This is a genomic window from Vibrio sp. HB236076, assembly GCF_040957575.1.
Taxonomy (GTDB): domain Bacteria; phylum Pseudomonadota; class Gammaproteobacteria; order Enterobacterales; family Vibrionaceae; genus Vibrio.
Map to the genome: position 1 here is coordinate 835,141 of NZ_CP162602.1, position 12,826 is coordinate 847,966.

At 48.1% G+C, this 12,826-nt stretch carries 11 protein-coding genes and 1 pseudogene; 7 read left to right on the forward strand and 5 right to left on the reverse strand.

Annotated features, from left to right (window positions below; all coding sequences use genetic code 11):
- Positions 1 to 257: 257 nt before the first annotated feature.
- Genes AB0763_RS17050 through AB0763_RS17060 form a run of 3 tightly spaced genes read left to right on the forward strand, consistent with a single transcriptional unit; the run spans position 258 to position 2,601 of the window.
- Positions 258 to 995 carry a 5-oxoprolinase subunit PxpA gene (locus AB0763_RS17050; protein WP_306099647.1) on the forward strand — a complete coding sequence of 246 codons (738 nt, stop codon included), beginning with the start codon at positions 258 to 260 and terminating at the stop codon, positions 993 to 995.
- Entirely contained in the window at positions 986 to 1,672 is a 687-nt protein-coding gene (gene pxpB, locus AB0763_RS17055) for a 5-oxoprolinase subunit PxpB (protein ID WP_306099648.1), read from the forward strand. Before AB0763_RS17050 ends, pxpB begins: the two co-directional genes overlap by 10 nt.
- Positions 1,669 to 2,601 (forward strand): biotin-dependent carboxyltransferase family protein, encoded by a 933-nt coding sequence (locus AB0763_RS17060; protein WP_306099649.1) that lies wholly within the window; start codon positions 1,669 to 1,671, stop codon positions 2,599 to 2,601. Before pxpB ends, AB0763_RS17060 begins: the two co-directional genes overlap by 4 nt.
- 60 nt (positions 2,602 to 2,661) lie before the next feature.
- Here AB0763_RS17060 and AB0763_RS17065 read toward each other — a convergent pair whose 3' ends face one another.
- Both AB0763_RS17065 and AB0763_RS17070 read right to left on the reverse strand, forming a co-directional pair.
- Entirely contained in the window at positions 2,662 to 4,551 is a 1,890-nt protein-coding gene (locus AB0763_RS17065) for a methyl-accepting chemotaxis protein (protein ID WP_306099650.1), read from the reverse strand.
- Positions 4,552 to 4,623: 72 nt separating this feature from the next.
- Positions 4,624 to 4,749, reverse strand: coding sequence for a hypothetical protein (locus tag AB0763_RS17070; RefSeq protein ID WP_306099651.1), 126 nt, complete (start codon positions 4,747 to 4,749; stop codon positions 4,624 to 4,626).
- Between the two features lie 52 nt (positions 4,750 to 4,801).
- Between AB0763_RS17070 and AB0763_RS17075 the strand changes: the two genes are divergently transcribed.
- Positions 4,802 to 5,293: an isoprenylcysteine carboxylmethyltransferase family protein gene (locus AB0763_RS17075; RefSeq protein WP_306099652.1), complete on the forward strand. Its 492-nt coding sequence runs from the start codon at positions 4,802 to 4,804 to the stop codon at positions 5,291 to 5,293.
- 20 nt (positions 5,294 to 5,313) lie between these two features.
- On the opposite strand, the gene AB0763_RS17080 is transcribed toward AB0763_RS17075, so the two are convergent.
- Entirely contained in the window at positions 5,314 to 6,630 is a 1,317-nt protein-coding gene (locus tag AB0763_RS17080; RefSeq protein WP_306099653.1) for an MFS transporter, read from the reverse strand.
- A gap of 124 nt (positions 6,631 to 6,754) precedes the next feature.
- On the opposite strand from AB0763_RS17080, the gene AB0763_RS17085 reads away from it, so the two are divergent.
- Together AB0763_RS17085 and glgC are read left to right on the forward strand one after the other, a co-directional pair.
- Entirely contained in the window at positions 6,755 to 8,059 is a 1,305-nt protein-coding gene (locus AB0763_RS17085; RefSeq protein ID WP_306099654.1) for an inosine/guanosine kinase, read from the forward strand.
- A 419-nt stretch (positions 8,060 to 8,478) separates the two neighbouring features.
- Positions 8,479 to 9,702: pseudogene (gene glgC, locus AB0763_RS17090) on the forward strand (glucose-1-phosphate adenylyltransferase); the annotation flags it as partial.
- A 22-nt stretch (positions 9,703 to 9,724) separates the two neighbouring features.
- On the opposite strand, the gene AB0763_RS17095 reads toward glgC, so the two are convergent.
- The gene (locus tag AB0763_RS17095; RefSeq protein WP_306099655.1) at positions 9,725 to 10,630 is read right to left on the reverse strand and encodes an AraC family transcriptional regulator; all 906 of its coding nucleotides are present in this window, start codon (positions 10,628 to 10,630) and stop codon (positions 9,725 to 9,727) included.
- 304 nt (positions 10,631 to 10,934) lie between these two features.
- Between AB0763_RS17095 and AB0763_RS17100 the strand changes: the two genes are divergently transcribed.
- Positions 10,935 to 12,083 (forward strand): iron-containing alcohol dehydrogenase, encoded by a 1,149-nt coding sequence (locus AB0763_RS17100; RefSeq protein WP_306099656.1) that lies wholly within the window; start codon positions 10,935 to 10,937, stop codon positions 12,081 to 12,083.
- 158 nt (positions 12,084 to 12,241) lie between these two features.
- Here AB0763_RS17100 and AB0763_RS17105 read toward each other — a convergent pair whose 3' ends face one another.
- Entirely contained in the window at positions 12,242 to 12,781 is a 540-nt protein-coding gene (locus AB0763_RS17105) for an RNA-binding S4 domain-containing protein (RefSeq protein ID WP_306099657.1), read from the reverse strand.
- Between the last annotated feature and the right edge of the window lie 45 nt (positions 12,782 to 12,826).

The window sequence follows — 12,826 nt, forward strand, 5'->3', positions numbered from 1 at the left end:
TATCGCTGCGGCACTGGTCATAAATACGACATTTTTACCCTACCTGCAAATAAACAGTTTGACAACAATTAAAAAGTAATTACGATTTAATTTAAATGCACTTTGCATTTGTTGGCGAAAAAACGGACGATGCGCCATTCACCTGTACGCAATAAACCGCGCCCAAAACAGGGCTATTGCGTGTGTAGCGTGGCGGTATTGGATGGATTGTAAGAGACTAAGGTCAGTCTCGTGACAACAGGATAAGGATATTGATAATGAAATTAAACAGTGACTTAGGCGAGAGTTTTGGCATTTGGTCAGTCGGAATGGATGAAGCGGTCATGCCGCATATCGATATGGCCAACGTCGCCTGTGGTTTTCACGCCTCCGATCCAGACATCATGGCGCAAACCATACAACGCGCGATCAAACACAATGTCAGTATCGGTGCTCACCCTGGCTACGACGACAAAAAAGGTTTCGGTCGACGCTCTATCCCCCACACCTTGGACGAAATCAAACACGCGCTCACTTATCAAGTCGGTGCTTTGATCGGCCTATGTCAGCTCTACGGCACAAGCGTCACTTACATCAAGCCCCACGGCGCACTCTACAACGACATGATGGTCAATGCCGATATTTATCGCGCCATTGTCGAAGCCATCGCTGAAGCAAAATTTGATTTGCCGTTAATGATCCTCGCTAAAGCGGATAATCAAGCCTATCAAGCCATTGCTGATCAACACCAGGTTCCCCTATTGTTCGAAGCCTTTGCCGATCGGGCCTATACCGAGGACGGCACGTTAGCGTCTAGGCAATTGCCAGGTACTGTGTATCATGAGCCAGAACTTATCATCAACCAAGTCAAACAGTTAGTGACACAAGGGACCGTCACCACCATCGACGGGCAAACCTTAGCGTTGCAAGCCGATACCGTTTGTGTTCACGGTGATAATCAAGAATCGATCAACACCGTTTACCAACTGCGCCAACTGATTGACCAATGCCAATGAAGATCTTACCTGTCTCTGAATCGTCGCTGATTGTCTATGTGAGCGACGAAATCAACCTCTCGCTCATTGCACGCTTGGCGAGATTTACCGACGCCATCGAAGCCCAGTTTGGCGAGGCCATTTTCGATGTGATCCCCTCTTACACCTCGATCTTGATCGACTATCACCCGCTGAAAGTCGACCTCGCCAGTTTAACCACATGGTGTGAAGCGCACTGGCCAAGCTTTGCCACATCGCCGCTGAACGCCACCGCGAACACCCTAACGCTGCCCGTCTATTACCACCCTGATGTAGCAGAGGATCTCGAACCCTTGGCCAAGCAAAAAGGCCTCTCGGTCGATCAAGTCATCGAGAAGCACACCGGCCAAGAATACACCGTCTGTGCCATTGGCTTTGCGCCGGGGTTTGCGTTTCTTGGCTCAGTAGACCCCGCCATAGCCACGCCTCGCCACGCCAAACCGCGTTTGCAGGTGAAAAAAGGCAGTGTGGGCATCGCCGATCAACAAACGGCGGTTTATCCTTTAGACACCCCCGGCGGTTGGCAGATCATCGGCAACTGCCCAATCGATTTATTCGACATCGATGCCAAGCCGATGATGCCGTTCAAAGTCGGTGATACCATTCGCTTTGAAGCCATCGACCGCGCCACGTTTTTGCAAATGGGAGGACAAGTATGAAGGCATTATTAACCGTGAAGCCGGGCATGCAAACTCTCATTCAAGACACCGGCCGTTATCGGGTAGCGCAAATGGGACTCAGCTGTGGTGGACCGATGGATTTGCATGCTTATTGCTGGGCCAATCGCTTATTGGGCAACGACATATCCAGCCCAACGTTGGAAATTACCTTAGGTAATGCCGCCTTTAAAGCGCTAAAAGATTGTTGGTTGTCGCTCACTGGCGCGCCGATGCCAGCGGATATCGATGGCAAGCCACTGCACAATTGGCGCAGTTTTTTGCTCAAAAAAGGTCAAACCTTATCCTTATCAGTCGCCCGAAGCGGCATGCGCGCGTATTTAGCCATCGAAGGGGGATTTGTCGGCGCGGACGTGTTTAACAGCGCAGCGACCGTGGTTCGCAACCAATTAGGCGGCCACCCTAGCCACCCAGGAGAAGCGCTGAATAAAGGCGATATTCTTCAGCAGCGCCCCGCTTCCTCAAGCATCGACAAAGCGCAATGGGTCGAGCGCCACTTCACTCGTCACTATGACAGTACGCTCAACATCGCCGTGATCGAATCTTACCAGGCCAAGGACTTTTCCGATCACACCAAACGCGTACTCTACCAAAAGCCTTACACCTTAACGCAGCAATGCAATCGTATGGGGGCGTTCTTAGAAGGCGAACCGATTCAAGGTCACGGCGATGGTGTGATTTCAGAAGGGATCGCGTTGGGCGCCATCCAGCTGCCCGCGAATGGCCAGCCGATCATTTTACTCAATGACCGTCAAACTCTCGGCGGCTACCCCAAAATTGGTTGTGTCTCTAAACTCAGTCTAATGAAACTCGGCCAAGCCCGCCCTGGAGATAGGATCCAATTTTATCGCGCCGATTTGGCATTAGAAACCGACAAATACCGCCAGTTTGTCCGCTTTTTTGGTCTTTAAACGCCACCTAGGGCTCAGAGCCTCTCCTCTGAGCCTATTCTCTAGACGTTCCTTCAATCCTCAAACTATTTTAAACAAACCCAACTCCTTTTTTTGACGCTCAGCAGCATCGGATAAAGCTTTGCACGACTGCAACGTCTTCTCAATTAACGCCACATTTTGATGGACTAAGTCGTGCGCCTTGGTGGTATTGAGCGCAATATCTTCGGTAACGTGATATTGCTCTTGTGACGAGGTCGCCACTAAGGTATTGACATCAGAAATCGCGCTAACGGATGCAAAAATAGCTTGAAAACTGTCATCAATCGCATTGGTGAGATCAACCGATTGACCAATTAATCTCATGTTGTGCTGCATATTTTGCTGGGCTTTTTGCGACTGACTCTGCAGTTTTTCAATGATTTGTTGAATATTCACCGTCGATTGCTGGGTTTTCGAGGCCAAACTTCTCACCTCATCCGCCACCACGGCAAATCCTCGACCGTGCTCTCCCGCCCTCGCCGCTTCAATGGCGGCATTGAGCGCGAGTAAATTCGTTTGCTCAGAAATCGCGTTAATCACTTCGGTCACGCTGTCAATCTCTATCGCAAATTGACGCAGTTCATCGATCAATTGAGCGGTCTCAGTAAACGATTGATGCACACTGTTATTGAGTTGAATATTTTCTTCCACTTTTTGCTTGCCCTGCTCGACAAATCCTCTTGCTTGCATGGCTTGCTCTTCTGCACTGATGGCTTTTTGACTCATTTCTTGTGAGGTAGAAGAGAGTTCAGTGACCGCCGTTGAAATTTGCTCGACTTGCGCCAATTCATCTTGCCCGTTGTCTTTGTTGCGCTCCATGGCGTTGGTTAAGTGATCCGTTGCGCTGGTGACTTGCTCTGAAATAGCATGAGTATTACTGATGAGTTGGCGCAATTGATGATTCAGCGACAACGTTGAATGATAAATACCAGTTTGATTGTTAACGTCATTGTCACCGCTGTCTGGCATTCGAAAATCGCCTTGAGCCATCTTCGCTATCATGGCTTCGATGGCCTTTGGCTCGCCACCGACGGGTTTCAGCACCAATTTGTTGATTAACCAACTGCTCATCACACAGGAAAATAGCAGCATGAAGCCACCGGTTACCAAAGCGCGGATTAATTGATAATTGGCGTCTGCTTCAATGGTCTCATCGCGGACAAAACTCACATATTGCCAGCCGTTGATGGCAAACTCGCCCCAAAAAGCGGTAAAGTCAACCGATTGGTCATTGACCTCGGCGGAATAATGAAGTTGCTGATTTTGTGTGCTGAACGCTTGATAGGTCGGTCTTTTGTCTTGAATTTTTTGACCAATGTACTCTGGGTAAGGGGCGTGAACGATCAACCCTTTGCTGGTATAAATGAATAAGTCATCGCGCTGGCGAGCCGATCCCAATAAATCATCAAGAAACACGCTCGATAAGATGGCAATATCACGATTGACCTTAACAATCACACCGACGACTAACTTGCCCGTGGTTTTAGACAAGTAAGGCTCAGAAAAATAATCGTTTTTTCCAAGTTGAAAGACCGCGGTGTAATAAGGCCGCTGCAAGGCTTGGACATTAAAATCCAATTTGCTTTCGAGATCATAAATCTCACCACTGCGTCTGACGACATAAACCCCAGAGCTGGCTTTGTCTAATACGGTGTTAAGAGGTTGAAGCGCGAGTTTGGCCTCTGGGCTCAATCCCGATGCGGTAAAATCTTGCTCTTTAATAGCGACAGACGACAACAAGGCTTTTAAGTGCTGAAAGCGCTCATGTAACTCAGCGCGGACGGTGGCGTTTTTTTGTTGTAATATTTCTTTGGTAAGCAGCACACTCTCTTCTTTGTATGCCATGTAACTCATTGTCGTCAGAACCAAAATAGTCATGACGATAAAACCGCATATCGCCCCAATCACTTGAACTTTAAACTTGCCCATTTTTCACCCATTGCACTTAACCTTGATATATATTGGTATAAGCGCAAGCATGATTCCCTGTATTGATATTTATCATGATAAAGAACGGTAATCGGCGCTGCCAACCACTTGCTGCTCGATATAGTGATCTGACACACAAGGCTTCATCAGGACAGGCTTCATCGGGACACGCACCAAAATCGCCAACAGGACACGCATTAAAAACGCAATCGGGGACACGCACCAAAATCGCAAACAAGGACACACCACTATGAATCAAGGCAACGAAAAACCAACATTCGCCATCACAAGGCTCGCGCTCCTGATCCCGCCCCCGGTACTGCTACTGATTTGTGCCGCTATTGCTTACGGGTTAAGCCATATCAAAGGGTTGAGTTGGGCAATGCCACGGCAAACACTTGTCGCTGTGGTGACACTGATTTTTGCCGTCACAATTGCGATTGCCGCCCTCATTCCCTTTATCAAACACAAAACGACAATCAACCCACACCATATAGAACGCACGCGTTATTTGATTGAGGACGGCATTTACGCTCACTCACGCAACCCGATGTACCTCAGCCTCGCCCTGATTTTATTCGCTTATAGTTATACCTTATCATCGCCTTTGAGCCTGCTCTCCTGCTTTGTGTTTGTCGCATACCTCAACACCTTTCAAATCGCTCCAGAAGAAGCCCTGCTCAAGCAAAAGTTTGGCGACCAATACCAAGCCTACTGCGCTCGAGTTAGGCGATGGTGCTAAAGCCATGTAAAAAAGCGGTGTTATTGAGACAACTCTGGCAATTTATTCGTGACCAATACCCCGACAAAGGTAAAGACAGCAAACAAGACAATTAAACTCGGCAAAGCCAGTAGCTCGGTCAACAATCCCAAAAAGCTCATCAGTAATAACATCACGCCAATGACCGTATTAGAGACGGCGACATAGGTCGTGCGCGTGTTGCCTTCAGACATATCCACCAAGTACGTCTTGCGACCGACGCGTACGCCATCGTGAGCAATACAAATACCAAAATAAAGTATGGGCAGGAAACCGCTTAATGCCAACCATTGGGGGGCCAGTTGGGCGATGACAAACAAACCAATACCGATCAATCCACTCAAGCTCGCGCCTAGCATCATGACTTTACGACTCGACTGATCGGCAAAGCGCCCCCAAAACGGCCCTGAGCACAAAGAGGCCATGCCACTGGCAAACATAAACAAAGCCAATAACCACATTTGGTTACCGATTTTCTGATGGGCCAGTAAAACGTAATACGGTGCACTCAGTGCGGTGCTCAACAGCAAGGTTCTCGCCAAGACAAACTGAAAGAACACCTTGTCGGTCCACAGTAATCGGCATTGTTTCAACGCTTCGAGCAGCCCGTTTTTGCCCCCGTCCGTTTCGCCTTGCTCTTCTTTGATGAGGCTAAATACCCCCGCGCCTAACAACCATACCGCAGCCGCGCCAATCAAGCTCAACGCATAAAAGACACCATTGCCTTGCCAGTCGACAAAATAAGAGATAGCCATCACCCCGGCCAGCATTAGAGTGACTAAGCCTGAACTGCTGCTCGACCACCCATTGACTTGCCCGCGCTGTTTTTTGGGGATGGTTTTGCCAAGGACGTCTTTGGCTGCCACTGAGCTTAGTCCCCTTGCTAAACTGAAGATCACCAGCAATAGGATAATCAGTGTCCCGGCGGTTGCCCCGGTAAATAATAAGGCAACCAGGCCAATCCCGAGTACAGACAACGACTGAATCAGCGCGCCGACGACCCAAGGCCATTTTCTCAGTGGCATTTGCCTGATCAAGCTGGCAATGGCCAATTGCGGTATCAAGGATCCCGATTCACGGATCGGCACTAACCACGCAATAAACGATGCCGGTACACCAATACTTTGCATGATCCATGGCAAGGTCACTTTCGGATTAATGAGGGCATCACCAAGCTTGGTAAAAAATTGCGCGACCACCATCTTAATGAAATTGCCCGGCACCACTTTACAGGCGCTATCTGAAATCGCACGACAAGCCCTGGCGTCTTCATCATTGATCAAATATTCGTATACTTTTTCTAACTTTGGATCTGGCATTTGCATTCCTTGGCCTTTGATGATGAGCTAAGCATAACCAATTTTGTGATTAAGATCTTTATTCATCCCCTTTGCGTAAATCTGTGCTATATTGCGCGCCTGTTTTTTTCCAAAGCCTGTTATCATGAAGTTCCCCGGTCAACGCAAATCAAAACACTATTTTCCTTCGTCATCTCGTCCTTTAAATGCCTCTCATGTTTTGCCATTTGACAAAACACCGCGGCCGATTGTGATTGGCATTGGTCAAACCATGGTCGATATCGAAGCCAACGTCGACGATGCTTTCCTGGCGCGTCACCAACTCAGTAAAGGTCACTCATTAGTTTTGCCTCATGAGAAAGCCGAGCAACTCTACCAAGAACTTCAACAGCAACATTTAATTACCCATCAGCACCCAGGTGGCACCATAGGTAACACCTTGCACAACTACTCGGTGATCGCCGACAGTAAATCAGTGTTACTCGGCGTCATGTCGAAAAACATTGAGGTCGGCTCTTACGCCTACAGTTACCTGTGTAAAACCTCCTCGCGCATGAATCTCAACCACCTACAAACCGTAGAAGGCGCGATTGGCCGTTGCTATACCTTGATCACGCCAGACGGTGAGCGAACCTTTGCTATTAACGTGGGTGCGATGAACCAATTACAGCCTGACGCTATTCCCGAAGGCATCTTTTCTAGAGCGTCTGCACTGGTCCTTTCCTCATATCTGCTGCGCGGTGAAAAAGAGGATCCAATGCCACAAGCGGTAATGCAGGCAATTGAATATGCAAAAGCCAACCAAGTTCCCGTGGTGCTAACCTTAGGCACCAAATACGTGATAGAAAAAGACCCACAATTTTGGCAACAATTCATAAGTGACAACGTCACTGTTGTTGCCATGAACGAAGAAGAGGGTTTAGCGTTAACCGGTGAATCAAACCCACTTTTGGCCGCCGATAAAGCGCTTGAATGGGTTGATTTGGTGTTGTGTACCGCTGGCGAGAACGGCTTATACATGGCGGGATATTGCGATGAAGAGTCTGTAAGAGAAACGCGTCACGACATCCAAAACGGGCCAATCGAGGCCTACAACCGCCACGAGTTTAGCCGCAGTATGTTAAAAGCCGATTGCGCAAAGCCCGTTAAAGTCTACTCTCATATCGGCCCTTACCTCGGCGGACCACTCAAAATCAAAAACACCAATGGCGCCGGTGATGGTGCATTATCGGCTTTGCTCCACGACATTTCCGCCAATGTTTTTCACGCGCAAAAAGTGCCAGACTCACACAAGCACAGTGTTAAATGTTTAACGTACTCGTCCTTGTCGCAAATCTGTAAATACGCCAACCGAGTCAGTTACCAAGTATTACTACAGCACTCGCCTCGCCTCAGTCAGTCGTTGCCAGAACGCGAAGACAGCCTCGAAGAAGCCTACTGGGAACGTTAGTTTTACACTGTAAATTGACCTCGACTGCGAACACCGTACTCGACTGTTCACAGTGTTCGGCATCGCGGTTTACCGTCTATTACGCGAATCCCGATTGCGCGACCCCTTTGGTAAGCGCAATCGGGGATTTTTATCAATAAGAATATTACTTGAATATAAAATTAATTTCATAAAAATAATAAAAACTCCGCTTTTTCCCTCACCACTGACTCGGCTTGATCTTATATTCCCCCAGCCCAAGGTCACTTTTTTCTCAAACTTCGAGTTAGCCCAAATTATCGATTCTCCAGATTGATCAATGATAAAGATAAGTGCATTATGATGTGGTCAACTCTGGCTTAACCATTATCAAACAATGACTTCTGGCATTAAATTTGCTTTTTTGCTCTTGTTAACACGATAAATATACGAAAAAAAGAGAGAACGTGATGCAAGATACACTCGCCGTCATACTGGCTGGTGGAGTGGGCTCTCGGCTTAGCCCATTAACCGACGACCGCACCAAACCCGCTGTGCCTTTTGGCGGAAAATACCGAATTATTGACTTTACACTCACCAATTGCCTGCATTCAGGGCTGCGCAAAATCCTCGTATTGACGCAAAATAAATCCCACTCCTTGCAAAAGCATTTGCGCGATGGCTGGTCTATTTTTAACCCCGAGTTGGGTGAATACGTGACGGCCATTCCACCGCAAAGGCCTAAAAACGGCAAATGGTACGACGGTAGCGCTGAGGCCATTTACCAAAACGATTGGCTGCTGACCCGCAGCGAAGCGAAATACGTGGTGGTGCTTTCAGGCGATCACATTTATCGCATGGACTACGCGGCCATGGTCGAAGAGCACAAAGAAAACCGCGCCGCAATGACCATTGCTACCATGAAAGTCGCGGCGGAAAAGGCCAGCGAGTTTGGCATTCTTGGTATCGATAACGACAGTCGAGTGACTTCATTTACCGAAAAGCCTCGTCGACCGGCCACCTTACCCGAGGAGCCACAGGCTTGTTTGGCTTCGATGGGGATCTACGTGTTTGACATGGATATCTTGCTTGAACTGCTAGAAGCCGACTCGCAAAATCCAGATTCTCAACACGATTTTGGCAAAGACATCATTCCTCATTTAGTCGCGCAAAATCAAGTTTTTGCATACCAATTCTCGGGTAAAAAAGGCCGTGTCGACAAAGACAGTTACTGGCGTGACATCAACGATATCGATGACTATTACCAAGCGAACATGGATTTGCTTGAACCTATCCCACCGATGAATTTATACCAAAAGAATTGGCCAATCCGGACCTATGAGCGCCAATTGCCTCCAGCGCGCACCGTGTCATCGGGCTCGGGAAATGAAGGCATTTTTATCAATTCCATCATTTGCAATGGCGTGGTCAACTCGGGGGGATCGGTTCATCACTCGATCATGTCCGCCAATGTTCGTATTCAAGACAGTGCCACCGTGTCTGACAGTATTTTACTCGATGACGTCGAAGTGGGTGAAAATTGCCAAATTTCTCGCTGTATTATCGACAAACACGTCAAAATCCCGGCCAATACCACGATCGGATTTGACCCAATAGAAGATAGCAAGCGCTTTCAGATTTCGGACAAAGGCATTGTTATCATTCCTGAGCACTACCAGTTCTAACGCTTCTCGTCGTTTTTTGCTTCTAGCTTGCGACTGGATACTCCCGCTCTGCCATGGCACCGGGAGTATGAGCAAATTGGCGTTTAAATTCACGACTAAACTGTGAGCTGCTTTGGTAACCCACTAATACCGCGGCTTCACTGACTCGTTTACCCTGCAATTGAATCAACTCCTTGGCTTTATTAAGGCGCACTTGTTTTAAGTATTGCAGCGGCGGCAAAAAAGTGACCGATTTAAACGCGGTGTGAAAAGCCGAAACACTCATACCGACCTCCTGAGCCAAAAAGTTGACCGTAAGTGGCTCGGCGTAATGGCGATGAATATAATCCAAACTGCGGGCAATTTTTGATGCCTTGCCTTCTTGTCGAGCAAGATTGATCAAGGCCGCACCACTTTCATGCATCAACACTTGATATAGCAACTCGTCCACTAAGGCTTCGCCAATCAATTGTGCGGTCAGGGGATGATTGAGCGTTTTGGCAATCCGGAGCAAAATCTCGTTGATCTCACCATCTTTTGCGCGGCAGTGTAAACCACACAGCGGGTCTTTTTGCTTGGCTGGGGCACAAAAGCCCAACTGCTCCAAACGGCTGACACAACGCATTAACCGCGCGCGTGTAAAGTTGACGGCAATCCCCATCAGCGCCTGCTCACCATCACACACGGCTTCACACTCTAATGGCAATGGCACGCCAACCACCAAATAATCATTGGCACTGTACTGAAAACGTTGCCCGCCCCCGAACACCGTTTTACGACCTGCTGCCAAAGCAATAATCCCCGATTGATACAACAATGGCTGGCGCTCATGGCCGCGTGTGCTGCGATAAATCGACACCCCCTCAATCTCGGTGTGGCAATTGCCTTCTAGATGACTGAGCTGATGACGTAATAAATATTGGTGTAAATAATGATCAAATTTCAGCATAACGGTGTCATGGTCCTACCGGAAAAAATGAAACAAAACACGTGTCTGGTGCTTAGCAATGAAAAGACAACAAACACCTTACCGCGTCAAGAACGAGTCGTCACAGCCTAAAGCGGCATGAAGAAACCTACCAGTGAAAATTATCACTTTTGTAGAAATAGGCAATTATTTTGGCGAAACCCGCCTTAATAATGCCAACTCCAAACGCTATTATGCACTCACACTGTCGAGTTAAACCAGCGGGTTCAATCCAGTATCCGTGTTTAACTCTCCCTTAGTGATACAAAAATAAGTGAGTGAAGTTATGCATTTTAGTTACCACAACCCTACAAAAATTCTCTTTGGCCAACAGCAAATCAGCAACATTGCGCAAGAGATCCCGCTTGATAAAAAAGTCATTGTTTTATACGGCGGTGGGTCAATTAAAAGCAATGGGGTTTACCAACAAGTTGAGCAAGCGCTAAGTGACCACCAATGGATTGAGTTTTCAGGTATTGAGCCCAACCCAACCAAAGAAACCTTAGATAAAGCAGTCGCTTTGATCAAAGAGCAGCAAGCCGATTACATTCTGGCTGTTGGCGGCGGTTCTGTTATTGATGGTTCGAAATACGTTGCTGCATCGGCTTTATATCAAGGTGATGGCTGGGACATTCTCACTGGCGACTATCAGATCGACGATGCCCTCCCCATTGGTGCGGTGTTAACGATTCCGGCGACGGGCTCTGAGTCTAATGCCGGCGCGGTGATCACCAACAAAGCGCTGCAAACCAAACTGCCGTTCTTTTCACCTAAAGTACAGCCTCAGTTTGCCGTGTTGGATCCCGACACTATGAAAACCTTGCCACAACGCCAGTTAGCCAATGGCGTCATCGATGCTTGGGTTCATACTTGTGAGCAGTTTATCACCTACCCTGCTGGGGCCATGGTACAAGATGGCTATGCGTTAGCGCTACTTAAAGCCCTGAAACAACTGGCCGACAACTTTGAGCAACAAGATGATCAATGGCGCGCTAACTTGATGTGGGCAGCGAACCAAGCACTCAATGGCTTGATTGGCAGTGGCGTAGCACAAGACTGGGCAACGCACATGATCGGTCACGAGTTAACGGCTCTGTGGGGCACTGACCACGCGCGTTCGCTGTCGATGATCCAACCGTCTCTGTTACGTGTGACACTTGAGAGCAAAAAAGACAAGCTTGAATTATTGGGCAAAGAAGTCTTTGGGCTAGCCGATGCCGACGATCTTGCAGAGCAAACCATTAACGCCATCGAAAAACTGTATCTCTCGCTCGACATGCCGATTCGCGTGGCCGATTACGACACCGACCAAGCACAAGCGATCGACAACGTTCTCAAACAGTTAAAAGCGCACAACATGACCGCCTTGGGTGAGCATAGCCGCATTGATTTAGACGTTAGCAAACGCATTCTCGATTTGGCCTTTGCAGACTGATATATCAATCTACCTCAATAGCTAGCATCAAAAGACCCCAGTCACGCGCCGTGAACTGGGGTCTTTTTTATTACGTGAATTCAAAGGTTTATCACTCGAGTTCAATAGGCCTTGGCTTAATTGCAAGCTTGCCTCGTCACTGAGTGTCAAAAGCGGGCTTACAAAAAACCAGGAGCTTTGCGTCCGGTCGAGGCGCGTTGTGAACCATCAGAAGGTGATGAAGACGCCGCTGATGACGAAGACGCTGACTGTGCTTTGTTAGACGGCCCTTTTTTCGACGCTGAGCGGCTTTTTTTCGACGTGCGTTTTTGTTGCGCGGCTTTAGAACGCTTGTGCTTGTCTTGCTTATCCGCGGGCGCTGCTAAAGATACGTGCGAAACCGGTGCATCAAAATCGTCGCCATCTTCTACAGATGAGGTGGATTGAGCCGGCTCTTCAACAGGGCTATCACACACCACGACGTAATACTCACCATCAAACTCCAAAAAATCACCATCGTACATTTTTCGGCGTTTGCGGGTTTCCAATTCGCCATTAACCGCCACATAGCCTTCGCCAATAAAGTGTTTGGCTTCTCCGCCGCCGTTGACCACATTGGCCATTTTGAGCACTTTGTAAAGCTCTATCGGTTGACTGCTGACTTCAACGCCAAGGGCTTCAATTTCGATAGCGTCTTCTTCTGGGATTTCGTGTTGCATGATAACTCTCAATTAATGCGATAGGTTCAGTATAACATTGAACGC